The 24809-nt window shown below is 70.2% G+C and carries 20 protein-coding genes; 14 read left to right on the plus strand and 6 right to left on the minus strand.

All coding sequences use genetic code 11. The annotated features are described in order from the left end of the window. The first annotated feature begins 37 nt into the window (after nucleotides 1-37). The 4 genes from ACTOQ2_RS08975 to ACTOQ2_RS08990 all read left to right on the plus strand — a co-directional run bounded on the left by ACTOQ2_RS08975 (nucleotide 38) and on the right by ACTOQ2_RS08990 (nucleotide 5013). Entirely contained in the window at nucleotides 38-1801 is a 1764-nt protein-coding gene (locus ACTOQ2_RS08975) for an ABC transporter substrate-binding protein (RefSeq protein WP_440099208.1), read from the plus strand. 91 nt (nucleotides 1802-1892) lie between these two features. Then, nucleotides 1893-2906, plus strand: a complete 1014-nt coding sequence (locus tag ACTOQ2_RS08980) for an ABC transporter permease (protein ID WP_440066130.1) — start codon at nucleotides 1893-1895, stop codon at nucleotides 2904-2906. Continuing rightward, entirely contained in the window at nucleotides 2903-3940 is a 1038-nt protein-coding gene (locus ACTOQ2_RS08985; RefSeq protein ID WP_440099209.1) for an ABC transporter ATP-binding protein, read from the plus strand. Before ACTOQ2_RS08980 ends, ACTOQ2_RS08985 begins: the two co-directional genes overlap by 4 nt. A 56-nt stretch (nucleotides 3941-3996) precedes the next feature. After that, entirely contained in the window at nucleotides 3997-5013 is a 1017-nt protein-coding gene (locus tag ACTOQ2_RS08990; RefSeq protein ID WP_440099210.1) for an ABC transporter ATP-binding protein, read from the plus strand. 69 nt (nucleotides 5014-5082) lie between these two features. Here the strand turns inward: ACTOQ2_RS08990 and ACTOQ2_RS08995 are convergent, their stop codons facing one another. The 3 genes from ACTOQ2_RS08995 to ACTOQ2_RS09005 all read right to left on the minus strand — a co-directional run bounded on the left by ACTOQ2_RS08995 (nucleotide 5083) and on the right by ACTOQ2_RS09005 (nucleotide 8105). Beyond that, on the minus strand, nucleotides 5083-5766 hold the full coding sequence (locus tag ACTOQ2_RS08995; RefSeq protein WP_440084903.1) for a response regulator: 684 nt from the start codon (nucleotides 5764-5766) through the stop codon (nucleotides 5083-5085). After that, entirely contained in the window at nucleotides 5766-7031 is a 1266-nt protein-coding gene (locus ACTOQ2_RS09000; protein WP_440099211.1) for a sensor histidine kinase, read from the minus strand. Before ACTOQ2_RS09000 ends, ACTOQ2_RS08995 begins: the two co-directional genes overlap by 1 nt. Before the next feature lie 195 nt (nucleotides 7032-7226). After that, entirely contained in the window at nucleotides 7227-8105 is an 879-nt protein-coding gene (locus ACTOQ2_RS09005) for a RecB family exonuclease (protein WP_440099212.1), read from the minus strand. Nucleotides 8106-8273: 168 nt separating this feature from the next. Between ACTOQ2_RS09005 and ACTOQ2_RS09010 the strand changes: the two genes are divergently transcribed. From ACTOQ2_RS09010 to ACTOQ2_RS09025, 4 genes are all read left to right on the plus strand, one after another. Continuing rightward, nucleotides 8274-9362, plus strand: a complete 1089-nt coding sequence (locus tag ACTOQ2_RS09010) for a site-2 protease family protein (RefSeq protein WP_440099372.1) — start codon at nucleotides 8274-8276, stop codon at nucleotides 9360-9362. A 156-nt stretch (nucleotides 9363-9518) separates the two neighbouring features. Next, the gene (locus ACTOQ2_RS09015; RefSeq protein WP_440099213.1) at nucleotides 9519-11054 is read left to right on the plus strand and encodes a hypothetical protein; all 1536 of its coding nucleotides are present in this window, start codon (nucleotides 9519-9521) and stop codon (nucleotides 11052-11054) included. 12 nt (nucleotides 11055-11066) lie between these two features. Further along, on the plus strand, nucleotides 11067-11501 hold the full coding sequence (locus ACTOQ2_RS09020; protein ID WP_440066135.1) for a hypothetical protein: 435 nt from the start codon (nucleotides 11067-11069) through the stop codon (nucleotides 11499-11501). Beyond that, nucleotides 11498-12949, plus strand: a complete 1452-nt coding sequence (locus ACTOQ2_RS09025) for an FHA domain-containing protein (RefSeq protein ID WP_440099214.1) — start codon at nucleotides 11498-11500, stop codon at nucleotides 12947-12949. Before ACTOQ2_RS09020 ends, ACTOQ2_RS09025 begins: the two co-directional genes overlap by 4 nt. 210 nt (nucleotides 12950-13159) lie before the next feature. On the opposite strand, the gene ACTOQ2_RS09030 is transcribed toward ACTOQ2_RS09025, so the two are convergent. Continuing rightward, entirely contained in the window at nucleotides 13160-15205 is a 2046-nt protein-coding gene (locus ACTOQ2_RS09030) for a cation:proton antiporter (protein ID WP_440099373.1), read from the minus strand. A gap of 120 nt (nucleotides 15206-15325) precedes the next feature. Between ACTOQ2_RS09030 and ACTOQ2_RS09035 the strand changes: the two genes are divergently transcribed. After that, nucleotides 15326-16114 (plus strand): serine/threonine-protein kinase, encoded by a 789-nt coding sequence (locus tag ACTOQ2_RS09035; protein WP_440099215.1) that lies wholly within the window; start codon nucleotides 15326-15328, stop codon nucleotides 16112-16114. Nucleotides 16115-16129: 15 nt separating this feature from the next. Here ACTOQ2_RS09035 and ACTOQ2_RS09040 read toward each other — a convergent pair whose 3' ends face one another. Further along, nucleotides 16130-16729, minus strand: coding sequence for a TetR/AcrR family transcriptional regulator (locus ACTOQ2_RS09040; protein WP_440066138.1), 600 nt, complete (start codon nucleotides 16727-16729; stop codon nucleotides 16130-16132). An 81-nt stretch (nucleotides 16730-16810) separates the two neighbouring features. Here ACTOQ2_RS09040 and ACTOQ2_RS09045 point away from each other — a divergent pair, with 81 nt between their 5' ends. Together ACTOQ2_RS09045 and ACTOQ2_RS09050 are read left to right on the plus strand one after the other, a co-directional pair. Next, nucleotides 16811-17743 carry a carbohydrate kinase family protein gene (locus tag ACTOQ2_RS09045; protein ID WP_440099216.1) on the plus strand — a complete coding sequence of 311 codons (933 nt, stop codon included), beginning with the start codon at nucleotides 16811-16813 and terminating at the stop codon, nucleotides 17741-17743. A gap of 100 nt (nucleotides 17744-17843) precedes the next feature. After that, nucleotides 17844-19067: an aminotransferase class III-fold pyridoxal phosphate-dependent enzyme gene (locus ACTOQ2_RS09050; RefSeq protein ID WP_440099217.1), complete on the plus strand. Its 1224-nt coding sequence runs from the start codon at nucleotides 17844-17846 to the stop codon at nucleotides 19065-19067. Between the two features lie 59 nt (nucleotides 19068-19126). Here the strand turns inward: ACTOQ2_RS09050 and ACTOQ2_RS09055 are convergent, their stop codons facing one another. Next, a complete protein-coding gene (locus ACTOQ2_RS09055) occupies nucleotides 19127-20218 on the minus strand; it encodes a GNAT family N-acetyltransferase (protein ID WP_440099218.1) in 1092 nt (363 codons plus the stop codon). Nucleotides 20219-20472: 254 nt separating this feature from the next. On the opposite strand from ACTOQ2_RS09055, the gene ACTOQ2_RS09060 reads away from it, so the two are divergent. The 3 genes from ACTOQ2_RS09060 (at nucleotide 20473) to ACTOQ2_RS09070 (ending at nucleotide 24730) form a co-directional block, all read left to right on the plus strand. Then, nucleotides 20473-21351 carry a tRNA (adenine-N1)-methyltransferase gene (locus ACTOQ2_RS09060; protein WP_440099219.1) on the plus strand — a complete coding sequence of 293 codons (879 nt, stop codon included), beginning with the start codon at nucleotides 20473-20475 and terminating at the stop codon, nucleotides 21349-21351. 205 nt (nucleotides 21352-21556) lie between these two features. Beyond that, nucleotides 21557-23320 carry a proteasome ATPase gene (arc, locus tag ACTOQ2_RS09065; RefSeq protein WP_440066145.1) on the plus strand — a complete coding sequence of 588 codons (1764 nt, stop codon included), beginning with the start codon at nucleotides 21557-21559 and terminating at the stop codon, nucleotides 23318-23320. A gap of 252 nt (nucleotides 23321-23572) precedes the next feature. Next, nucleotides 23573-24730 carry an acyltransferase family protein gene (locus ACTOQ2_RS09070; protein ID WP_440099220.1) on the plus strand — a complete coding sequence of 386 codons (1158 nt, stop codon included), beginning with the start codon at nucleotides 23573-23575 and terminating at the stop codon, nucleotides 24728-24730. Nucleotides 24731-24809 lie beyond the last annotated feature (79 nt).

Here is a 24809-nt window from a genome sequence, read left to right on the forward strand (position 1 = left end):
CCTCCCGTTCTCCCGGATTAACAAGGGGTGCAAGTAAATGAACAAGAGATCCGCGCTGGCCTTCGCGGCCGCGGGTGCCGCTCTCTCCCTGGGGCTCTCCGCCTGTGGCGGTGGCGGCGGCGAGACGAAGCCGGCCGATGGTTCGTCGGCCGCGCCGGCGGCCGCGGACGCGTTCAACGCCGGCCTCGACAAGGTGTTCAACCCTTCTGACAAGAAGGGTGGCGTCCTGAAGATGGCCATCTCCGAGGACTGGGACTCGGTGGACCCCGGTGACACCTACTACGCGCTCTCCTGGAACCTCGTTCGGATCTACGGCCGTTCGCTGGTGACCTACACCCCGGCCCCCGGCGCCGAGGGCCGCAAGCTCTCCCCCGACCTGGCCGAGAGCCTGGGCGTGCCGAGCGACGACGGCAAGACCTGGACCTACAAGCTTCGCGCCGGTGTGAAGTTCGAGGACGGTACGCCGATCACGTCCAAGGACGTCAAGTACGCGGTCCTGCGGTCCATGGACAAGGAGACCTTCGTCAACGGCCCGACGTACTTCAACGACTGGCTGGACCTGCCGAAGGACTTCAAGACCGTCTACAAGACCCCGGACGTCAACACCGACTCCGCGATCGAGACGCCGGACGACCAGACGATCGTCTTCCACCTGAAGAAGGCCTACGCGGGCTTCGACAACTTCGCGGCCCTGCCCGGCACGATCCCGGTCCCCCAGGCCAAGGACACCGGCGTCAAGTACCGCGAGCACGTGATGGCCTCCGGCCCCTACAAGTTCGACAAGGTCGAGCCCGGCAAGCTGTACACCCTGGTCCGCAACGAGAACTGGGACCCGGCGACCGACCCGATCCGCAAGGCGCTGCCCGACAGCTACGAGATCTCCCTCGGCGTCAACGCCGACGACCTGGACAACCGGGTCATCTCCGGCGACCTGCACATCGACCTCGCCGGCTCGGGCGTCCAGCCCGCCGCGCTCGGCCGCGTGCTGGGCGACCCGGCGCTGAAGGCCCGGGCGGACAACCCCACCGGCGCCCGCACCTGGTACACCTCGATCATCCCCGACGTGGCCCCGCTGGACAACGTGGAGTGCCGCAAGGCGATCATCTTCGGCGCCGACCGGGTGGGCCTGCAGAACGCCTACGGCGGCGAGTTCGCCGGCGGTGAGATCGCGACCGGCCTGATGCCGCCGTCGATCGGGGGCTGGAAGAAGCTCGACCTCTACCCGACCGGCACCGGCGACGTGGAGAAGGCCAAGGCCGCGCTGACCGCGTGTGGCAAGCCTGACGGTTTCGAAACCATCATGGCCTACCGCGCCGACCGTCCCAAGGAGAAGGCGACCGCCGAGTCGCTCCAGCAGGCGCTGGCCAAGGTCAACATCAAGCTGACCCTCAAGGGTTACCCCACTGGTGACTACTTCTCGCTCTACGCCGGCAAGCCGGACTTCGTGAAGAAGAACGGCATCGGCCTGGCCACCAACGGCTGGGGCGCCGACTGGAACGACGGCTTCGGCTTCATGTCGCAGATCGTCGACAGCCGCACCATCCGTGAGTCGGGCGGTAACTACAACCTCAGCGTCAAGGACAAGGAAATCGACGCGAAGATCGACCAGGTCTTCACCGAGGCCGACGTCGCCAAGCGTGACGCGCTCTGGGGCGAGATCGACCAGCGGGTCATGGAGCAGGCCTACGTGCTTCCCGCGGTCTGGTCCAAGGGCGTCATGGTCCGTCCCATCGGCGCGACGAACGTCTTCGTCACGGGTGCGTTCGACATGTACGACTACCTGAACATCGGTGTCCAGTAACCGTCGGAAATCCTGTTCAGTTAGTCGAGTTCGGTTAGTCGAGGCTTGAAGGGGCCGGCCCGCGAGGCCGGCCCCTGGAGCCGGGGGGACTGTGGTCACTTACATCATCCGCCGTTTGATCGGCGCACTGCTCATGCTCGTCATCGTGAGCATGGTCACGTTCTCGATCTTCTTTGTGATTCCCCGTGTCGCGGGGGCCACAGCTGAGGACTTCGCCAGCCGTTACATGGGCAGAGCGGCCAACACGGAGATGATCGCGGTCACGGCGGAGAAACTCGGGTTCAACGACCCGATTCCCGTGCAGTACGGCCGCTGGATCTCCGGTGTCTTCGTCGGCTCGACGTACGACACCGGCGCCGCCATCGAGGAGTGCCCCGCCCCCTGTTTCGGCTACTCCTTCATCAGGAGGCAGCCGGTCTGGCCCGACCTGGTGGAACGCATCCCGGTGACCCTCTCGCTCGCCCTGGGCGCGTCGGTCATCTGGCTGATCGGCGGCGTCGCGACGGGCGTGCTGTCCGCGCTGCGAAAAGGCACGTTCTTCGACCGGGCCGCGATGAGCATCGCGCTCGCCGGAGTCTCTCTGCCGATCTTCTTCACCGGCATCGTCTCCCTCGTCGTCTTCAGCTACGGGCTGGGTATCACCGCGCCGGGCGGCAGTTTCACGCCGTTCCTGGAGAATCCAGCGCAATGGGCCTACAACCTCCTCCTGCCATGGATCACCCTCGCATTCCTCTATGCCGCGTCCTACGCGCGGCTGACCAGGGCGGGAATGCTGGAGACCATGGGCGAGGACTACATCCGCACGGCCAGGGCCAAGGGCATGCACGAGTCCAGGGTGGTCGTCAAGCACGGGCTGCGCGCCGCGCTGACCCCCATCCTGACGATCTTCGGTCTGGACCTGGGCCTGCTGCTCGGTGGCGCGGTACTCACCGAGAGCACGTTCTCGTTGAAGGGCATCGGCGACTATGCCGTCCAGGCCATCGTGACGAACGACCTTCCGAAGATCATGGGTGTCACCATGGTCGCGGCGCTCTTCGTCGTGCTGGCCAGTCTGATCGTCGACCTGCTGTACGCGGTGGTCGACCCGAGGGTGAGGCTGGGATGAGCGCTCCGTCGAGCTTTCTCGAACTGAGGGATCTGCGGATCCACTTCCCGACGGACGACGGCCTGGTCAAGTCCGTCGACGGGCTCTCCTTCCAGCTGGAGCGCGGCAAGACGCTCGGTATCGTGGGAGAGTCCGGATCCGGCAAGAGCGTCACCTCGCTGGGCATCCTCGGACTGCACAAGGGTGGCCGGGCGAGGATCTCCGGTGAGATCTGGCTGGACGGCGAGGAACTCGTCGCCGCCTCGGCCGACCACGTCCGGACGTTGCGCGGCAAGAAGATGGCGATGATCTTCCAGGATCCGCTCTCGGCGATGCACCCCTTCTACACGGTGGGCGCGCAGATCGTGGAGGCGTACCGGATCCACAACCAGGTCAGTAAGAAGGTCGCGCGCAAGCACGCCATCGACATGCTGGGCCGGGTGGGCATCCCACAGCCGGACAGGCGCGTCGACAGCTACCCGCACGAGTTCTCCGGCGGTATGCGCCAGCGCGCGATGATCGCCATGGCGCTCTCCTGCGACCCGGAGCTGCTGATCGCGGACGAGCCGACCACGGCTCTCGACGTCACGGTACAGGCGCAGATCCTGGACCTGATGCGCGACCTGCAGCGTGACTTCAACGCCGCGCTGATCGTCATCACCCACGACCTGGGTGTCGTCGCGGAGCTGTCGGACGACATCCTGGTGATGTACGGCGGGAAGGGCATCGAGTACGGCACGACGGAAAGCATCTTCGACCGGCCGGAGCACCCCTACACCTGGGGCCTGCTGGGATCGATGCCACGCCTGGATCGGGAGCGGACCGAACGGCTGCTGCCGATCAAGGGCAGTCCTCCCTCCCTGATCAACGTGCCCGCCGGGTGCGCCTTCAACCCGCGCTGCGACTACGCTGACCGTACCGGCGGAAGGGCGTACACCGAGGTGCCCGAGCTGCTCGAGAGCGACGGCGGTCATATGGTCCGGTGTCACCTGCCCCGTGAGGTCAGGCGGGACATCTGGGAGAACGAGATCAAAGCGAACCTGGGGTCCTCGTGAGCGAGCGAGCCGACAAGCCCGTTGCCCCGGCCGCGCGTTCGACGAACGGAAAGTCTGTGACCGAGCCAATTCTGTCAGTGCAAGGGCTGGAGAAGCACTTCCCGGTAACCAAGGGTCTGTTCAAACGCCAGGTCGGTGCGGTCAAAGCGGTCGACGGGATCAGCTTCGACGTCCGCAAGGGTGAGACCCTTGGCCTGGTGGGCGAGTCCGGCTGTGGCAAGACCACGACGGGGCGCATGATCACCAGGCTCATCGAGCCGACCGGCGGGAAGATCGTCTTCGAGGGACACGACATCACTCACATGTCGCAGTCCAAGATCCGGCCCCTCCGGCGCGACGTGCAGATCATCTTCCAGGATCCCTACTCCTCGCTCAACCCCCGCCACACGGTCGGCGCCATCGTCGGCGCGCCGTTCCGCATCCAGGGGATCCAGACCGAGCAGGGCACCAAGAAGGCGGTCCAGGAGATCCTGGAGCTGGTCGGGCTCAACCCCGAGCACTACAACCGCTACCCGCACGAGTTCTCCGGCGGCCAGCGCCAGCGCATCGGCATCGCCCGCACGCTCGCCCTCAAGCCCAAGCTCATCATCGCCGACGAGCCGGTCTCCGCGCTGGACGTGTCGATCCAGGCCCAGGTGGTCAACCTCCTGGAGGACCTCCAGGACGAGCTCGACCTGACCTATGTGGTCATCGCGCACGACCTGTCGGTGGTCCGGCACATCAGCGACCGGGTCGCGGTCATGTATCTCGGCAAGATCGTCGAGCTGGCCGACCGCAAGGACCTGTACGAGTCGCCCATGCACCCGTACACCACCGCGCTGATGTCCGCGGTGCCCGTCCCCGACCCGGCCCGGCGCAAGGACCGCGAGCGCATCCGCCTCCAGGGCGACGTGCCCAGCCCGCTCAACCCGCCGCCCGCCTGCCGGTTCCACACCCGGTGCTGGAAGGCCCAGGAGATCTGCAAGACGGTGGAGCCGCCGCTGGCGACGCTGGCCCCAGGTCACCAGGTCGCCTGCCACTTCCCGGAGAACGCCCCCACCGAGCAGGCGTCCCCGCAGCTCGTCTCCGGCTGACCACTCGCCGCACCCCGCCCGTACGGAGTCTCCGTGCGGGCGGGTCGCGTTCGGGGGGTCACCGGGGGGTCAGGGCAGCGCGCCCGGCGTGATCAGGCCGGTCTCGTACGCGAGGACGACGGCCTGGACGCGGTCGCGCAGGCCCAGCTTGGTGAGCACGTTGCCGACGTGGGTCTTGACCGTCGTCTCGCTCACCACCAGCTGGGCGGCGATCTCCGCGTTGGACATGCCCTTGGCGATCAGCCGGAGCACCTCCAGCTCGCGCTCGGTCAGCCGGTCCAGGCGCGCGGGGGTCGACTGCTGGTGCGCCGAGGGCAGGTGCGCGCCGAACTTGTCCAGCAGCCGCCTGGTGACGCTCGGCGCGACGATGGCGTCGCCCGCCGCCACCACCCGGATGGCCTGCACCAGTTCCTCGGGCGGCACGTCCTTCAGCAGGAACCCGCTCGCCCCGGCGCGCAGCGCCTCCACGATGTACTCGTCGAGGTCGAAGGTCGTCAGCACCAGCACCCGCGGCACGTGCGCGCCCACGGTGGCCTCCCGCACGATCCTGCGGGTCGCCTCGATGCCGTCCACCCCCGGCATCCGGATGTCCATCAGCACCACGTCGGGCAGCAGCGCCCGCGACTGGTCCTGCGCGGCCTTGCCGTCCCCCGCCTCGCCGACCACCGTGAGATCGGGCTCGGCCTCCAGGATCAGGCGGAAGCCCGTGCGCAGCAGCGGCTGGTCGTCCACCAGCAGCACTCTGATCGTCATCACGTGTCCTTGAGGGGGAACCGGGCATTGACCTCGAATCCGCCCCCGTCGCGCGGGCCGATCCTCAGAAGTCCACCATAGAGGGCGACACGTTCCCGGATGCCCGCCAATCCGTGCCCGGTCACCTCCTCGTCCGCGTCGCGCGCCGCCGGGCCGAGGCCGTCGTCCTCGACCTGGACGGCCAGCTCGCCCGGCTCGTGCCGTACCGTCACCCAGGCCCGCGCCTGCGGCCCCGCGTGCCGCAGGCTGTTGGTCAGGGCCTCCTGGACCAGTCTGTACGCGGCCAGGTCGACACCGGGGGGCAGTTTTCTCCCCGTTCCCTCCGTTTCCCCCGTTCCGTCCGGCCCTGACGTTCCTGTCGCGCCTGGGGTGTCCCGCTCGTCGTCGATCCTCAGCTGCGTCCGCAACCCCGCCTCGCGCATCTGGTCGACCAGGGCCGGGATCTCGCGCACCCCCGGCTGCGGGTTGCGCTCGGCGGGTGTCCCGTCGGTCCTGAGCACGCCCACCATGCTGCGCATCTCCGACATCGCGGTCCGGCCGAGCTTCTCGATCGCCGACAGGGCCTCCCTCGCCCCGTCGGGGTTGCTGGCCAGCACCCGCCGCGCCGCCGCGGCCTGCACGGTCATCACGCTCACGTGGTGGGCGACCACGTCGTGCAGCTCACGGGCGATGCGGGAACGCTCCTCGGCCCTGGCCGCCCGGGTGTCGGCCTCCCGGGCGCGTTCCATGCGCCGTGCCCGGTCGCGCAGCTCCGCCTGGTAGGCGCGGCGCAACCGCACGCTCCGGCCGGCGATCCACAGGGAGGCGGTGAACACGGCCATCAGTAGGTGACCACTCCACCCGCCGAGCCCGGTGAACCCGCCGCCCGCCGCCGACGACAGGAGGTGACCGGTGAGGGCCAGCGCCGGGGCGCACAGGCTGAGCGCCAGGCCGCGCCCGGCGGCGATCGTGTAGACCAGCACCAGGGTGACGAGCCAGAGCAGGGAGGGGTCGCGTCCCGTGGAGGCCAGCGTGACCTCGGCCACGCAGACCAGGAAGAGCACCAGGAACGGCCGGTGGCGGCGCAGCGCCACCGACAGGCAGCCCGCCACGATCAGGCCGAGGCCCATCGCGTCGGGCGTCCTGAGGCGGTCGGGGTCGCCGAGGACGTGGGCCGCGTGGGCGAAGGGGACCGAGGCGGCGGCCAGCGCTCCACCGAAGATCGCGTCGGGAATCAGCGGGTGCCCGCGGAACCACGTCCGAAGGCTGCCGATGGTGTTGCGCACACAATCAATTTAGGCGCCCTTCCTCCGGCGCCACCCTGCCAGAGGTGGATATCGCCCTCATCCCCGCGAAGGATCCGCCCCGCGGAACGCCCTGAAGGCCGCGCCGGGGCCGGTTCGTGGAGCACCCGAAGGCCGCGCCGGGACCGGTTCGCGGAACGCTGTGAGGCCGCGCCGGAGTCCGGGCAGGAGAGCACGTCACAGCTCGTCGGTGGCCGCCCTCGAGGTCCTGGCGGGGCGCCGGTTGCTGCGGACGGTGTCGCCGGGCTGCCGCTCGGGGACGGGCGGGGGAGTGCCGCCGAACTCCGGGCACAGGTCCTGGTAGCTGCACCAGCCGCACAGCCTGCTGGGCCGAGAGCGCCACTCGCCCGTCTCCAGGGCCCGCTCGATGGCCTGCCACAGGGCCTGGACCTTGCGCTCGGTGGCCAGCAGGTCGGCCTCGTCGGGGACGTAGCGCAGGACCTCGCCGCCGCCGCCGAGATACATCAGCTGGAGCATGCGGGGCACCGAGCCGCGCAACCGCCACAGGACCAGCGCGTAGAACTTCATCTGGAACAGCGCCTTGGCCTCGAAGGCGGGCCCCGGGGCGCTGCCGGTCTTGTAGTCGACGACGCGGACCTCGCCGGTGGGCGCCACGTCCAGCCGGTCGATGTAGCCCCGCAGCATCAGGCCGCTGCCGAGCACCGCCTCCACGTAGAGCTCCCGCTCGGCGGGCTCCAGGCAGGTGGGGTCCTCAAGGGTGAAGTAACGCTCCAGCATGGCACGGGCCTGGGCCAGCCACTCGGCGCGGTCGTCGTCGCCGGTGAACATGCCGGCGTACGACGGATCCTCCTCCTGGAGCCTGCGCCACTGCGGCTCCAGCAGGTCCTGGGCCGCGGAGACCGTGCGCTGCGGGGCGGGCAGGTCGTACAGGCGCTCCAGCACCGAGTGGACCATGGTGCCGCGCACCGCGGCGGGCGACGGCGGCTCGGGAAGCCGGTCGATCACCCGGAAACGGTAGAGCAGCGGGCACGTCATGAAGTCACCCGCGCGCGACGGCGAGAGGGCTCCGACGATCGTGGGCTCGGTCAGCGACATGACCGCACTGTAGGTCACGGTGACGACAGTTTGTGCCCGAGGCGGCCTCGTGGCGTCTTCCGGGGGCCCGATGGCGCGTACCATCGAGGCCTGAGGGTGGAGGGGACGAGGAATGGTGAGCCAGCGGTGAGCAGCGACAGCCCACGCCAGGACAATCCGGGGCTGCGGATGGGCCGCCCGTTCGGCATTCCGATCTACGTCTCGCCGACCTGGTTCATCGTGGCGGCCTTCATCACCTACTCGTTCCAGAGCGTGGTGGCCTACCGGCTGCCCGACCTGAGCACCCCGCTCACGTACGTCGTCGCGTTCGTCTTCGCGGTGCTGCTGTACGTCTCGGTGCTGCTGCACGAGCTGGCGCACTGCGTGGTGGCCAGGATGTACGGCCTGCCGGTACGGCGCATCACGCTCTACCTGCTCGGCGGCGTCTCGGAGATCGAACGCGAGCCGGAGACCCCCGGCAGGGAGTTCATGGTGGCCTTCGCCGGGCCGCTGCTCTCGCTCGGGCTGGCCGCGCTCGGCTTCGCCGCCTCCTACGTCATCGACCCCGACACGATCGCCGGCGTCCTGGTCTTCCAGCTCTGGCTCGCCAACCTGCTGGTCGGGGTCTTCAACCTGCTGCCGGGACTGCCGCTCGACGGCGGGCGCATGCTGCGGGCGGGCGTCTGGAAGATCACCCGTAAGCCGGTCTCCGGCACGATCGCGGCGGCCTGGGCGGGCCGGGTGCTGGCCGTCGTCCTGGTGGTGGGCACCGTCTGGTCGGCGCTGGTGACCGGGCAGGAGCCGGGCCTGATGCTCGTCTGGTCGATGCTGCTGGCCGCCTTCATCTGGTTCGGCGCCACCCAGGCGCTGCGCGGCGCCCGCGTGCGGGCCCGCATCCCCGAGGTCAACGCCCGCGCCCTGGCCAGGCGGGCCATCGCGGTGACCGGCGACGTGCCGCTGGCCGAGGCCCTGCGCCGGGCCGCGGAGGCGCGGGCGGGGGCGATGGTGGTGGTCGACCACGAGGGCCACCCCACGGGCATCGTCAACGAGGTCGCGGTGGAGGCCACCCCGGAGAGCCGCCGCCCCTGGGTGACGGCGGGTTCGCTGGCGCGCAGCCTGGAGCCGTCGCTGGTGCTCGCCGCCGACCTGGAGGGGGAGCCGCTGATCGACGCCATGCGCGAGGCCCCGGCGGGGGAGTATCTCCTGGTGGAGCGCGGCGGCGAGATCTTCGGCGTGCTCGCGACCTCGGACGTGAACCGCGTATTCAGCGGGGTTTAAGCGAACCACATGTGGTTCACAGGCGTCTCACTGGATACTCGCCGATGACGGGGACGGCAGGAGAGGATCATGTGTTCGTCCCCTCGTTTTCGGCACATACCAGGATCAGTGTTTTGGCCGGCGAACGGGCCGGCCAAGTAGCTTAAGGGACGTCAATTGGCACCCCCCCGAACACCGGCTCCGGCCGGCGATCTGACGCCGGATCTCCTCGGCGCTCCCGAATGGACCGACCAGATGGTCGCGGCCGCGGGCATCCCCATGTACGACATCCCCTTCCTCACGGTCGGCGGCGGCATGGGGTCCTTCGTGACGCTCGACTATCTGAGGATCTACGGCGTTCCCACCTCGCAGATGCGGGTGGTGTCCAACATCGACCACCCGTGGCAGACCTACGAGTTCCTCACCAGGTGCTCGCAGATCCCCCGGGGGGAGCGGATCCGCTCCGACTCCTCCTCCCGCCCGGACAACCTGTGGGGATTCCCCTCCTACGCCCTGGAAGAGGCGTGGAAGGAGAAGAGGCCGTCGTACCTGTGGCAGATCCTCACCGAGCCGCTCCTGAACGACTACTGGACCCCGCGCGCCGGCACCGTCTTCGAGAACCTCGAACGCGAGGCCAGGCGCATCGACTACTGGGACATGCTGGTCAAGGGCCAGGTGCGGATGATCCGCCGCAGGGCGGGCGGCGGCTACTTCACCGTGGTCACCCCGCCCGACGGCGCGGCGCCGACCAAGCGCATCATCTTCCGCTCGCGCTTCGTGCACGTCGCGATCGGCTACCCGGGCCTGAAGTTCCTGCCCGACCTGCAGGAGTTCCGCACCAAGCACGGTGACTACCAGCACGTCGTCAACGCCTACGAGCCGCACGAGCAGGTGTACGAGTTCCTGAAGACCCGGCCGGGCACCGTGGTCATCCGCGGCGGCGGCATCGTCGCCTCCCGGGTGCTCCAGCGGCTGTTCGACGACCGGGAGAAGTACAACCTGCAGACCCAGATCATCCACATCTTCCGCACGTTCGTCAGCGGCTCGCACGGCCCGCACGTCTGGTCGCGCCGCAAGGGCGGGGACGGCTGGGCCTACCAGGGCTTCAACTATCCCAAGTCGGTGTGGGGCGGCCAGCTCAAGGCGCAGATGCGCAAGCTGGAGGGCCCCGAGCGGGCGAAGAAGTACAAGGAGATGGGCGGCACCAACACCCCCTTCAGGCGGCGCTGGCAGGAGCAGATGCGGGCGGGCCGCGGCGGCGGCTACTACCACGCCGTGCAGGGCACCGTCGACCGCGTGGAGCAGAGCCGCGACGGGCGGCTCGTCAGCTACGTGCGCAGCGGCGACGGCATCGTCAGGGAGCCGGTGTCCGACTACATCATCGACTGCACGGGCCTCGAGGCCGACATCGCCGAGCACCGGATCTTCGCGGACCTGCTCCGGTACGGCGGGGCGGGCCGCAACCCGGTGGGCAGGCTGGACGTGGAGCGCCACTTCGAGGTGAAGGGGACGGCCAGCGGTGACGGCGCCCTCTACGCCTCGGGGTCGGCCACGCTCGGCGGCTACTTCCCCGGCGTCGACACCTTCCTCGGCCTGCAGATCGCGGCCCAGGAGATAGCCGACGACCTGGCGAGGCGGGGATTCGTCAAGAGGATGGGGCCGCTGCGGTCGACCTCGCAGTGGTTCAAATGGGTCCGCAACTCGCCGGTGTAAGGAGCAATTCCCGTGGTTCCGACCCTGCTGGGCCGTATTCAGACGCGCCTGTTCATGCTCGCCACCGTCGGCGTGGTCATCACTCTGCTGATCGTTCCGCTGCTTCCCGGTTCCGGGTCGCTCTCCGGCCGCTACGTCAACGGCCTCCTCGTCATCGCGGCGGTAGCCGTGCTGGGGGTCGTCTGGGAGCTGATATACCACTTCCTGATGCAGTTCAGATGGGAGAAGGACTGGCCGACCCTCTTCGGCTTGCTGACGCTCGTGCCCGAAGGTCTTGTGCTGTACTTTTTGCTACGGTCCGGTGCAGTTGATTTCATCGATCCGGTCCCGCCTGCCGCCTTCTGGACGCACTTCACCGTCGTCTGGGTATGCATCTGGTTGGTGACGAACGGCCCCATGAGGGTGCCGTTCATCCGGTGGCGTTTCCGGGGAGGGAGAGTTCTGTGACCGACCAGGGCTTCGGGGTGGTGCGTCCGCTTCCGGGCAACGGGCTGGTGGCCCACGAGGGTGGCCTGCTGCTGGTGTGCGACGCGGCCGAGGCCGTCGTCGAGGATCTGCTGGGGGCGCTGCGGGAGACCGCGGCCTCCGGCGGCGACGGCCGGGCGCTGGCCCGCCGGGTCGCCCAGATCCTCGCCGTCATGATGGGCGAGCCGGTGGCGTGCGCCGTCGCCGGTCCCGTCAGCGGGGGAGTGGCCGTCCTGGTCAGCGGTCCGGCGTTCGCGTCGGTGACCGGCGCGAACGGTGAGATCCAGCTCGCCGGCCGTGACGCGCTCACCTGGTCCGACCGGTTGGTCCCCGGCCCGGTGACCCGGGTGGAGCTGCGCCTGCCCGACGCCGGGGACGCGCATCCGCTGTCCCGGCTGGACGCCGGGGTGATCGTCGCGGGCGGGGTCCGGTGTGACCCGGCCGAGGCGGGTGCCGCCCCGCGGGCCGTGCCGCGGACGGAGTCCGCCGCGCCCCAGGGGCAGCACGCCCAGCAGAACGTCCAGCACGCCGCGCCCCGGATGGAGCCCGCGGCCCCCGCGCCCACCCCGATGCCCGCGCCGCCCGAGCGGTCGGCGCCCCCGGAGGCCGCCCCGCCCGCGCCCTACCCGATGGGCCCGGCCGAGCCCTACCCCCCGGTCGCCCCGCCGGTGGAGCCGCGGCGCGAGCCGCAGCCGCAGGGGTGGCACTCCGAGCCGATGCCCGCACAGGGCCCGCTCTCCTCTCCCGGCCACCCGGGCGGCCATTCCGGCGGTCCCTCCACCGGGCCCGCCCCCGCGGTCGTCCACCACGAGGACATCGACACCGCCATGGCGAGCGGGATGGGCGGGGACCCCATCGACGTGCGCGACCAGCCGTTCGAGTACGAGCTGCTGACGCCCGGGGGGTCGCCGCCGGGGAACGAGCCCTCCGCTCCCGCGGCCGAGCCCGAGTCGCGGCCGCTGGTCTACGGGGTCGACTGCAAGAACGACCACTTCAACGACCCTCGCGTGCCCTACTGCGCGGTCTGCGGGATCGCGCTGGTCCAGCGCACCCTCGTCCCCTACAAGGGGCCGCGCCCGCCGCTGGGGGTGCTGCTCCTGGACGACGGCCTGACGCTGCGGCTCGACACCGACTACCTGGTGGGCCGCGACCCCGAGCGGGCTCCCGAGGTGGCCGACGGCTCGGTGCGCCCGGCCAAGGTCACCAGCCCCGACGGCTCGGTCTCCCGGCGTCACCTGCGGGTGGCGCTGGACGGCTGGGATGTCAACCTGGTCGACCTGGGGTCGGTCAACGGCACCCAGATCCAGCCGCCCGGCGACCCCAACTTCTATGACATCCCGCCGAACGAGCCGGTCGCGATCCTGCCCGGCACCACCGTGCGGATCGGCGTCTCGCGCACCATGCGCTACGAGTCGCACCGCAACCGCTGAGGACGCCTGCCGCTGGGACCGCCCGTCGCTGGGAGCGCCTACGGCTGGGAACGTCTCGCGCCTTCCGGGCGGCACGGCCACGGCCGTGCCGCCCGGCGTGTTCTCCGGGCTCTTCCAAGGGAGCCGCCGTTCCCGGGGCGCCGTTTCCCGGTGTTCCCGGGCCTCCCGGTCTCCTCGGGCTTTCCCGGTGTCCCCAGGGCAGGAGGGCGGTCAGGGCCGCACGACCGGTGCGACCGGTGTGACCTGTGCGCGCAGGGCGGAGACGGCCTCGGCCCAGTCGACCGGGTCGGCGTCCTGCTCGGCGCGGACCAGCAGGTGGGCGCCTTCCGGGGCGTTCGCGGTGTCGGCGGCCACGACCAGCGCGCCTTCCGGGACCGGGCCAGAGGTGGCCTCCACCCCGAGCCTGACCAGCCGCTGGGCCAGTGCCGAGGCCCGGTTTCCCCCGGTGAGGACCAGGGGACGGCCCTGCAGCGTCGCGAGGGTGAGCGCCACGTGGGCGGCCGCGTCGCCTCCCGGGCCGTGGTGCACCGCCACCGGCCCCGGCACGGAGCCGGGCCCGGCCTGCCCGAACGGGGACGGGGACGACGGGAACGACTCGGACGGTGAGCCGGTCCCTGCCACGGTCACCACGCGGCAGGTGGCGCCGTCGCGCACACCGGCGTGGCCGGGGACACCGGCGGGCAGCACCAGCAGGTCGGGAAGGGCACCGGAGGCCAGCCCCGGCAGCTCGCCCGCCACGTCCGCGCTGAACCGGCTCACCACCCTGCTGTCCGGGCCGCGCTCGCGGGCCGTGGCGGCCAGCGTCTCCAGCTCCTGAAGGGTCTCGGCCAGCTCGGCCAGTTCCGAGGAGAGGCCGCTGCCGACCTCCAGGCGGCCCGCAGGGTAGGGGCGCAGGTGGCCCAGGACCACCTCGGACGGGGTTTTCGCCAGAGCCAGGGTGGTGGCCAGGCCGACCAGCGGGGCCTGCTCGGCGGGAGGCTCCGGCACGATCACCAGCACCCGGTGGGCGGCGGTCACCCCGAGGGCGGCGCGCTCGGCGTCGGCGATGTCGCGGGCCACCCGCCGGTCGGGGTAGAGCCTGCGCACCAGCGGGCCGGTCATCGCGGTCGTGACCAGGGCCATGACCACCATCAGCGAGTACAGCTCGTCGTCGAGCACGCCCTTCTGCAGGCCGACGGTGAGGATGACGATCTCGGTGAGCCCCCGCGTGTTGAGCAGGGCGGCCAGCGTCCAGGACTGCCGGGCGGGCAGCCGCTGCGTCCGGGCGGCGGCGTAGGAGCCGAGCACCTTGCCGCCGATCGCGACGGCGAGGATCGCGGCGAGGGTGCCGAGGCTGGACAGGTCGAGCTCGCGCAGGTTGACGTTGAGGCCCGCCACCACGAAGAACATCGGCAACAGCAGCAGCACGGCGAGCTGCTCCAGCCGCTCCAGGATCTCGTGGTTGAGCCGCTCGGCCCCCTCGCGGGGCATCACCGTGCCGAACACGAACGCCCCGAAGATGAAGTGGACGTGCATCCACTCGGTGGCCCAGGCCGACCCGATCAGGCCGATGAGCACCAGCGAGAGCAGTCCGGGCGTGAGCCGCCCCGCCCTCTCGTACGCGGGCACCAGGCGGGCCAGCAGCGGCTTGACCACCAGGAACATCACCAGCGCGTACGGCAGGGCGAGCAGGACCTTCCACTGCCCCTCGGCCTCTCCCGCCCCGGCGATGCCCACCACCACCGCCAGGACGGTCCAGGCGAGCACGTCGATGACGGCGGCCGAGGCCAGGGCGAGGCCGCCGAGGGTGATGCGCTGCATCCCCCGGTCGGTGAGGATCCTGGCCAGCACCGGGAACGCGGTGGCGGCCATCGCCGCGCCCATGAACAGCACGAACGGCAGGGTCCTGTCGCCGCCCACGTGCTCGCCCGCGATGGCCAGCGCGAGCACGCACCCCAGGACGAACGGCACCACCGTCGAGCCGAGCGCCACGGTCACCGCGATCCGGCCCTTGCCCCTGACCAGCTTCTGGTCCAGCTCCAGGCCGACGACGAACATGAACAGCACGAGGCCGACGTTGGCCAGAGCCTGCAGCGGGGGCCGCATCTCGGGGCCGAACAGCTCGTCGCCGATCAGGGGGCCCAGCAGGGTGGGGCCGAGCAGGATGCCCGCCACGATCTCGCCGATGACCGGCGGCTGGCCGAGTCGCCTGGCCAGCGCTCCGAACAGCCGGGCCGCCGCGAGGACGATGACGAGGTCGAGCAGGAGCAGGTCCATATGGAGCACGTGGCGGCACGCTTTCCGTAAGCAAAGAAAAGCCCCGAGAATGTCGAGGGCGACGTTACCGTGTGGCGAATGTCGTCGCGAACGTCGCGCGGGCATGGAGGGAGACCGTTGGTGGAAGGCATCGCCGACTACGAGTTCGTCCGCTCACTGGGGGCGGGCAACCACGGCGAGTTCTACGTGGCGAAGCGGCCGGAACGGTTGCCCGTCGAGGCGGACCTGGTCGCGGTGAAGGTGGTGGGCGGCACCGGGAACGACGCGTTCCGGCGCGCCACGAGGGAGTTGAAGGCGTTCGCCGCGGTGCGCTCGCCCTATCTGGTGCGGCTCTACGACGCCGGGCAGCAGGGCGGGGTGTTCTACTACTCGATGGAGTATCTGCCGGGCGGCTCGCTGGCGCGTCCCGCGGAGCGCCCCTCGCGCGAGCGGGTGCTGCGCTCGATCGCCTGCGTCTCCCACGCGGCGCAGGCGCTGCACGAGGAGGGGATCGTCCACCGCGACATCCGTCCCGGCAACGTGCTGCTCACCGACGACGGCGGCAAGCTCTCGGACCTGGGCCTGTCGCAGGTGCTGACGCCGGGCGCGACGGTGACCGGGATGGGTGACATCGCATCGGCGGAGTTCACCGACCCCATGCTGCTGCAGGGGGAGACCCCCAGCCCCGCGGGAGACGTGTGGTCGCTGGGCGCGACGCTGCACTGGGCGGTGAGCGGCAACGGGCTCTACGGGGAACTGCCCACCCACGACCCGCTGCTGACCCTGCGCAGGCTGAACAGCACGCCGCCGTCGATCGACCCGGGCCTGGAGCCCGAGCTGTCGGACCTGGTCCAGGCCTGCCTCGGCGACGCGGCCAAGCGGCCCACCGCCAGGGGAGTGGCCGACCGGCTTTACGCGCTGCTGTCCTGAGGGTGTTGCCCGGACCTACCCGCCGGTGGGGCGCAGGCGGTCCAGCTCGGCGTCGAGCATCCGTTCCAGGCGCGCGGCGCCGAGCCTGTCCGGATAGAGCAGGTGGTGCGCGCTCAGCCCGTCGACGAGGGCGAGCAGCCGCTCGGTGACGTCGTCGAGGTCGTCGGAGGTGGCGATCTCCCCGCCGCCGGCCGCCGCGCCGAGCAGGCTGCGTACCAGATAGCGCAGTTCCTCTGCCTCGGCGCGCTGCGCCTCCAGCATCGCCGGGCTGGTCATGCTGCGGCTCCAGAAGCCGATCTCCAAGCCGCTCTCCGCGGCGCGCTCGTCGTCCAGCGGAAGGTTGTCGAGGAGGAGCTCGCGCAGCGCGGCCAGCCCGGTGAGACCGGCCAGCTTGCCGCGCAGGCGTTCCACGATGCGCCGGTGCGAGGACCGCAGCGCCGACAGCATGATGTCGTCCTTGTCGGCGAAGTAGTGGGTCAGCACACCGTTGGAGTAACCGGCCTCCCTGGCGATGGCCCTGGTCGTGGCGGCCTCGATCCCCTCGCGCAGGATGATGCGCCGCGCGGCCTCGACGACCTCCTCGCGGCGCTCGCGGTGATTGACGATCTTCGGCACCTTGTCCCTTTCGAATGGATTCGTTGACATTTTAGTCGGGCGCCCGTCTATTATCCGCTGAAGACACGAGGAGGACTCACTATGACCGTCGTCACCCTCGGCGTGCACATCGTGGACGTGCTCGCCAGACCGGTGGAGTCGATCCCCGCCGGGCAGGACACCCACCTGCTGGAGCAGATCCGTGTCACCGCCGCGGGCGCCGCCGCCGCGACCGCCGTCGATCTGGCCGCGCTCGGTGTCCCGGTGGCCTCGGTGGGGGCGATCGGCGACGACGAGCTCGGAGACCTGCTCGTCATGATGATGAAGCGGCGCGGGGTCGACGTGACCGGGATCGTCCGCAGGCCGGGGGAGCAGACCGCGGCCTCGATCCTGCCGATCCGTCCCGACGGCGGCCGCCCGTCCTTCCACGTGCCCGGCGCCAACCTGGGCCTGTCCACCGCCGACGTCGCCCGCGAGGCCGTCCTCGGCGCGCGGGTCGTGCACCTGGGCGGCATGGACGTCACCTGGGGCCTGTACGACCCCGTGTTCTACGCGCTGCTGGACGAGGCCCGGGCGGCGGGCACGATCGTGACCATGGACCTGCTGTCCAACATGCCCGACCTCATGCAAGGGGTGCGCGGCTTCCTGCCGCACGTCGACTACCTCCTGCCCAACGAGGAACAGGCGCTGCTGATGAGCGGCGCGGGCGAGGGTGGCGACGTGGAGGAGGCAGCGCTGTCCCTGCTGGCCCTGCTGCCGGAGGGCCCCTCGGCCGTCCTGGTCACGCTCGGCGCGGACGGGAGCCTGATCGCCGGCGCGGAGGGCCTCACCCGCGTACCCGCCCTCGACGTGCCGGTGGTCGACACCACCGGGTGCGGCGACGCCTACTGCGCGGGGTTCATCGCCGGTCTGGTCGACGGCCGCGACGTGGCCGGCGCCGCCCGGCTCGGTACCGCGCTGGCCGCCCGCGTCGCCAGGGGCCTCGGCTCGGACGCGGGCCTGGACGGGGCACGGGAGCTCCGAGACGAGAAGTGACCCCGCCGCCCGTGACCTCCGGGCCGGAAAAGGGCGGCGGGAGCGGTGCCGAACCGCCAGAACGCATCCAGACGTGAACCCAGACGTGAAAGGACGACGCATGTCCATCGACGCCAAACTCAGGGAGCGGGCCGCCAAGGTCGTCCCCGGCGGCATGTACGGCCATCTCAACGCGGCCCTGCACGGTCCCGCCTACCCGCAGTTCTTCGTCGGGGGCGAGGGGTGCCGCCAGCGTGACGCCGACGGGCGCGAGTACGTCGATCTCATGTGTTCCTGGGGGCCCGTGGTGCTCGGCCACCGCCATCCCGCCGTCGAGAGCGCCGTCGCGGCCCAGCTCGCCGCGGGCGACTGCCTCAACGGCCCCGGTCCCGTCTACGTGGAGCTCGCCGAGCTGCTGGTGGAGACCGTCCCACAGGCCGACTGGGTGATGTTCTCCAAGAACGGCACCGACGCCACCACCCAGGCGCTGATGGTCGCCCGCGCCGCCACCGGCAGGACCAAGGTCCTCATGGCGCACGGCGCCTACCACGGGTCCGACCCGTGGTGCACGCCCGGCACGGCGGGGACCACCCCCAACGAGCGCGCGGACCTGGTCGAGTTCACCTACAACGACCTCGCCAGCGTCGAGGCCGCCGCGGCTCAGGCGGAGGGCGACGTCGCCGCGATCATCGTGACGCCGTTCAAGCACGACTCGTTCGAGGACCAGGAGCTCGCCGCCGCGGAGTTCGCCCGGGGGGTGCGGGCCCTGGCCGACCGGATCGGCGCCGCGCTGGTGATCGACGACGTGCGGGGAGGCTGGCGGATCGACCTGGGCGGCTCCTGGGAGCCCCTGGGCGTGCGCCCCGACCTGTACGCCTTCAGCAAGGCCATGGCCAACGGCCACCCGATCGCCGCCGTCACCGGGGTGGACTCCCTGCGGGGGCCGGCCCAGACGCTCTACTCCACCGGCTCCTTCTGGTTCAACGCCGCCCCGATGGCCGCGGCCAAGGCCACGATCGAGACGCTGCGCGCCGTCGACGGCATCGCGCTGATGGAGCGCGCGGGCACCCGCCTGCGCGAGGGGCTCGCCGCCCAGGCCGCCTCCCACGGTTTCACGGTCAATCAGACGGGGCCGGTCCAGATCCCGTGGCTCTCCTTCGAGGGCGACGCGACGCTGGACAAGGGCATGTTCTGGGCCGAGGCCTGCCTGCAGGAGGGGGTCTACCTCCACCCCTGGCACAACTGGTTCCTGTCGGCCGCCCACACCGACGCCGACATCGACCGGGCACTGCAGGGCACCGACGCCGCCTACGCCAAGCTCAGGGCCCGCTTCGGCGCCGACTGAGACCCGGCCCGGCGTCCAGGGGACGCCGGGCCTGGACGGCGGCGTACGGCGGTGTACGGCTAGCGCCGGGCGTCGCTCCGCAGGCGGCACCACTGCAGGTCGTCCAGGCGCGTGCCGCCGGGGCCGGGCAGCAGCCCGCGCAGCAGGGCCTCCCGGGTGAAGCCCGCCCGCTCCAGCACGCGCTGCGAGGCGATGTTGCCGGGTGAGGTGCCCGCGATGATCCGGGCCAGGGGAGTGTGCTCGAAGGCCCAGCCGACCAGCAGGTCCACCGCCCTGGCGGCGAAGCCCCTGCCGCGGAACTCCGGCAGCACGCTGTAGCCCGTCATGGCCTGCCCCAGCGGGGGGATCACCCCGCTGAGCTGGATGTCCCCGGCGAACGCGCCGGTCGCGGCGTCCAGGATCGCGATCTCGGCCCCCGTACCGGCCAGCCAGTTCGCGCCCGCGGTGCGGCACCGCTCCTCGGCCTCCTCGAAGGTGGAGGGCTCGGGCGGGACGCTGTACCTCATGATGTCGGGCAGGTTCCGCATCGCCAGGTAGTCGGCGGTGTCGGCGAGGGTGAGCCGCCTGAGCCGGACGACCCCGTCGGTCAGCGAGCCGCCGGGGAACTCCGGCAGGAGGGGCGTCACGCGCTCGCCGGAGTCCCCGGGCAGGCGCGCGAAGGCCACCAGGTCGTGGCGGGTGCCGTCCCGCTGCTCCTCGGCCCCGCGCCGCACGCCCTCGCGCCGGAAACCGGCGGCCAGGGCGACCCGCTGGCTGGCCAGGTTCTCCACGTTGGCGAGCAGTTCGACGCGCTTCGCGCCGTGCTCGAGCCCCCAGCGGGTCAGCGCGGCGGTGGCGGCCGTGGCCACCCCGCGGCCCCGCGCCCACGGCGCGACCAGGTAGCCGATCTCGGTGGTGCCACGGGGACGGGCCATGAGGCCGATGTTGCCCAGCCACTCGTCCGTCCCCGCGTCCGCGATCGCGAACGGGGCCCCTCCGGCCTGCCACTCCTGCCGGGTCTGCTCCAGGTATTGGAGCGCGTCGTCCCGGGTGTACGGCACGGGGATGGGGGGGATGAACCGGATGATCTCCGGGTCGGCGCAGGCGCGGACGATCGCCTCGGCGTCGGAGGGGGCGAGCGGCCTCAGGACGACGGGGCCGGCCGGAATCACGTCATGGGAGAACACACCACAACAGCTACCAGGCGCCGTCCTGGGGGGCGAATCGTTTTGCAGCATTTTGCGGTGCTTCGTGGATCACCTCCGCCCCCGCCCTCGCCGCCACTCCCCCTGCCGTCCCCGTCTCACGGGATTCCGCTCCCCCTCGCTTCCCCCCTCGCTTCCCCCCTCGCTTCCCTCCGCGCGACCGGGTCCGGGGCACCCCCGGCCGTCCGAGGACACCGCCGCGCGCCGATAACCTTGCGGTCATGGGTTTTCGCAGGCATGGGCCGTTTCAGGCCGGGGATCAGGTGCAGCTCACCGACCCCAAGAACAAGCGCCACACGGTGACGCTGAAGGAAGACGGCGTGTTCCACACGCACAAGGGCGGAATCCCGCACAGTGAGCTGATCGGTCAGCCTGAGGGCTCGGTGGTGCGCTCGTCCGGCGGTACCCAGTATCTGGCGTTCAGGCACCTTCTCCAGGACTACACGCTGTCCATGCCGCGCGGCGCGGCGGTGATCTATCCCAAGGACTCGGCCCAGATCGTGGCCATGGCCGACATCTTCCCCGGCGCCCGGGTGGTGGAGGCGGGCGTCGGCTCCGGCGCGCTCACCTGCTTCCTGCTGCGCGCCATCGGCTCCGAGGGCACCCTCACCTCGTACGAGCGGCGCCAGGACTTCGCCGAGATCGCCACCAAGAACGTGGAGAAGTTCTACGGCGGCCCGATGAAGCAGTGGCGCCTGGTGGTCGGCGACTTCGTCGACGATCTCGACGAGAGCGACGTCGACCGGATCATCCTGGACATGCTCGCCCCCTGGGAATGTGTGGACGCCGCGGCCCGGGCTCTCACCCCAGGCGGGGTGATCTGCTGTTATGTCGCGACCACAACCCAGCTCTCGCGTACGGTCGAAACTCTGCGGGAGCACGGGAGTTTCACCGAGCCCCATGCGTGGGAGACCCTGGTTCGTGACTGGCATGTCGAGGGACTCGCCGTACGGCCCGACCACAGGATGGTCGGCCACACCGGGTTCCTGGTCACGGCCCGTCGCATGGCCGACGGGGTGACGCCACCACCTCGACGTAGACGTCCGGCGAAGGGGGCCAATGGGGAGGAGTCCACGACTTCCACGTCTTCCGCCACATGATGACGATTCGGCCACGACGGTCCGTGGGAGCGTGACACGGAAGCAGACCTTCGTGTTCTTATACTTCTAGGACTAAAAGCGCCAAAAAGGATTAATCATCACGCACTTAATGTAGTCATATGAACACTGCTCAGCCAGGTAAGGGACAGCCCTTAGATGGGTAGGGTTTTGAGTAGTCGGTCTCGACTGGGAAGGAGGTGACGCCGTGGCAGCTCGCGACGACGCTGAGGCTCGTGCCGCGCAGCGCGAACGGGAGGTCGCCGACCTCACAACACAGGTCTCCTTCCTGCAGGAGGAGATCACCGCGTTGCGTCGGAAGCTGACGGAGTCTCCCCGGCAGGCCAGGATTCTCGAAGAGCGTCTCCATGACGTGCAGGCGAACCTCGCGGCCGTAACCGGCCAGAACGAGCGTCTGGTGGCCACCCTCAAGGAGGCCAGGGACCAGATCGTCGCCTTGAAGGAGGAGGTAGACCGGCTGGCGCAACCGCCGTCCGGGTTCGGTGTGTTCCTCGAAACCAGGGAAGACGGCACGGTGGAGGTCTTCACCGGTGGCCGCAAACTCAGGGTGAACGTGAGTCCCGCGGTGGACGTCGAGTCGTTGAAGCGGGGCCAGGAGGTCATGCTCAACGAGGCGCTCAACGTGGTCGAGGCCCTCGGCTTCGAGGACCTGGGCGAGATCGTGATGCTCAAGGAGCTCCTCGAGGACGGCCAGCGCGCGCTGGTGATCTCGCACGCCGACGAGGAGCGGGTGGTGAAACTCGCCGAGTCGCTGATGGACCAGCCGATCCGGGCGGGCGACTCCCTGCTGCTCGAACCCCGCTCGGGCTACGTCTACGAGCGCATCCCCAAGTCCGAGGTCGAGGAGCTCGTCCTGGAGGAGGTGCCCGACATCTCCTACGAGGAGATCGGCGGGCTCATGCGGCAGATCGAGCAGATCCGGGACGCCATCGAGCTCCCGTACCTGCACGCCGACCTCTTCCGCGAGCACAAGCTCCGCCCGCCCAAGGGCGTCCTGCTCTACGGGCCGCCCGGCTGCGGCAAGACGCTCATCGCCAAGGCCGTCGCCAACTCCCTGGCCAAGCAGGTCGCGGAGAAGACCGGCCAGTCCGGCAAGAGCTTCTTCCTCAACATCAAGGGTCCCGAGCTTCTCAACAAGTACGTCGGCGAGACCGAGCGGCACATCCGCCTGGTCTTCCAGCGGGCTCGCGAGAAGGCCTCCGAGGGCACCCCGGTGATCGTGTTCTTCGACGAGATGGACTCGATCTTCCGGACCCGAGGCTCGGGCGTCTCCTCCGACGTCGAGAACACCATCGTTCCCCAGCTCCTGTCGGAGATCGACGGCGTCGAGGGCCTGGAGAACGTCATCGTGATCGGTGCCTCCAACCGCGAGGACATGATCGACCCGGCGATCCTGCGGCCCGGCCGCCTGGACGTCAAGATCAAGATCGAGCGGCCGGACGCCGAGGCGGCCAAGGACATCTTCTCCAAGTACCTCATCCCCGAGCTCCCGTTGCACGACGAGGACCTCTCCGAGCACGGCGCCAACCGCCAGGAGACCATCTCCGGCATGATTCAGCGGGTCGTCGAGCGGATGTACACCGAGAGCGAGGAGAACCGCTTCCTCGAGGTGACCTACGCCAACGGCGACAAGGAGGTCCTGTACTTCAAGGACTTCAACTCCGGCGCGATGATCCAGAACATCGTCGACCGCGGCAAGAAGATGGCGATCAAGCAGTTCCTGGAGACCGGGCAGAAGGGCCTGCGGATCCAGCACCTTCTGGCGGCCTGCGTGGACGAGTTCTCCGAGAACGAGGACCTGCCCAACACCACCAACCCCGACGACTGGGCCCGCATCTCCGGCAAGAAGGGCGAGCGGATCGTCTACATCCGTACCCTCGTGACGGGCAAGCAGGGCACCGAGGCCGGGCGCTCCATCGACACGGTGGCCAACACCGGTCAGTACCTGTAACCACGTGTGACCGGCGGCGCGGCTCCCCTCCCGGGGGCCGCGCCGCCGGCGTCTTCCCGAAACCCTCGTCGAGGGTGCGGCGTCGACAGTCGATAAACCTTGTCCGATTTTATCCATTTTCGTCCTTACGAGTCCGTATCTCCTTTCACACCCGTCCCTGAAGTGAACGGAAATAGACGGCCGTCACAGGGAACCCGAATGATCGAGACGCCGTCCAAGTGGCGTGCGTGAACATTCCGGCCCGGCCGCCCGGTGAACGGCGCGGGGTCCCGCGAGGCGCCTTGGGGAGGCGGCCGCCTCGCCGAGCTCGACCTCCTGCGCTTCGTCGCCGCCATGGCGGTGCTGGCCTTCCACTACTTCATCGCCTTCGCCTCGGTGTGGGGCGACCGCCCGGCCGAGCTGTTCCCGGCGATCTCCACCCTCTCCGGGCTCGGCATCCTCGGCGTCGAGCTGTTCTTCATGATCAGCGGCTTCGTGATCCTGATGAGCATCTGGGGGCGGGGCCTGGGGGCGTTCGCCCTCTCCCGGCTGGTGCGGCTCTTTCCCGCCTACTGGGTCAGCGTGGCCGTCACCGCCGCGGTCTACGGGCTGACCGCCGCCACGGCCCTGGACCCCAAGCTCAGCCTCGGCGAGTACGGGATCAACCTCACGATGCTCCAGCGGGCCCTCGGCGTCTACGACGCCAACGGCGTCTACTGGTCGCTGTGGGTGGAGCTCCGCTTCTACGTGCTGATCTCGATCCTGGTGATCGTCGGGGTGACGCTCAACCGCTGCCTGGCCTTCATGGGCGTCTGGCTGCTGGCGGCCGGGTTCTTCGCCGGGAGCGAGGAGGCCTGGGTCGACCTGGTGGTCATGCCCAAGTACGCGGCGTACTTCGTCGGCGGCATGGCGTTCTTCCTGATGACGAAGTTCGGCCCCAGGCTCGTCCTGTGGTGCCTCGCCGGGATCAGCGGCGGCCTGGCGGTGAACGCGGCGATCGACCGGGTGGCCGGGCGGATCGAGAACGTCGGCTACGCCGCGATGCCCGTGCCCGAGTGGGCCGTGGCCGCCACCGTGATCGGCTTCTACGTGCTCATGGCGATGGTGGCGCTCGGCTGGCTGGGGTGGCTGCGCTGGCGCGGCCTGGTCGTCCTGGGCGCGCTCACCTACCCGCTCTACCTGTTCCACACCCCGGCCGCGGTCCTGATCATCCCCGCGCTGCGGGACGTGCTGCCGCCCCCGCTGACCGCGCTGGTCACCGTGCTGGCCGCGATGGCGTTCTCCTACCTGGTGTACCGGTTGGCCGAGCGCCCGCTTCAGGAGTTCGTCAAGTCCAGGAGGCGGAGAAGGGCCGCATCCCCGTCCCCGTCACAGCTCCCCGCGCTCTCCTCGATCCCCCTCGCAACGGGCGAAAAGGCTTCGGTGCCATAACTGTCCGACCACCGGGCATAGTGAAGGGTCTAGGGTCGGGAATAGATACCACGGAGAGAATCAGTCCCTGACGAACAGA

Origin of the sequence: Streptosporangium sp. H16 (genome assembly GCF_051918855.1) — a bacterium.
GTDB lineage: Bacteria > Actinomycetota > Actinomycetes > Streptosporangiales > Streptosporangiaceae > Streptosporangium.

Coding starts and splice junctions, on each gene's coding strand:
- ACTOQ2_RS09010 (WP_440099372.1), top strand. CDS start 8,274: ATGGGCCGCCCGTTCGGCATTCCGATCTACGTCTCGCCGACCTGGTTC.
- ACTOQ2_RS09060 (WP_440099219.1), top strand. CDS start 20,473: ATGGGTTTTCGCAGGCATGGGCCGTTTCAGGCCGGGGATCAGGTGCAG.
- ACTOQ2_RS08985 (WP_440099209.1), top strand. CDS start 2,903: ATGAGCGCTCCGTCGAGCTTTCTCGAACTGAGGGATCTGCGGATCCAC.
- ACTOQ2_RS09045 (WP_440099216.1), top strand. CDS start 16,811: ATGACCGTCGTCACCCTCGGCGTGCACATCGTGGACGTGCTCGCCAGA.
- ACTOQ2_RS09050 (WP_440099217.1), top strand. CDS start 17,844: ATGTCCATCGACGCCAAACTCAGGGAGCGGGCCGCCAAGGTCGTCCCC.
- ACTOQ2_RS08975 (WP_440099208.1), top strand. CDS start 38: ATGAACAAGAGATCCGCGCTGGCCTTCGCGGCCGCGGGTGCCGCTCTC.
- ACTOQ2_RS09030 (WP_440099373.1), bottom strand. CDS start 15,205: ATGGACCTGCTCCTGCTCGACCTCGTCATCGTCCTCGCGGCGGCCCGG.
- ACTOQ2_RS09005 (WP_440099212.1), bottom strand. CDS start 8,105: ATGTCGCTGACCGAGCCCACGATCGTCGGAGCCCTCTCGCCGTCGCGC.
- ACTOQ2_RS08995 (WP_440084903.1), bottom strand. CDS start 5,766: ATGACGATCAGAGTGCTGCTGGTGGACGACCAGCCGCTGCTGCGCACG.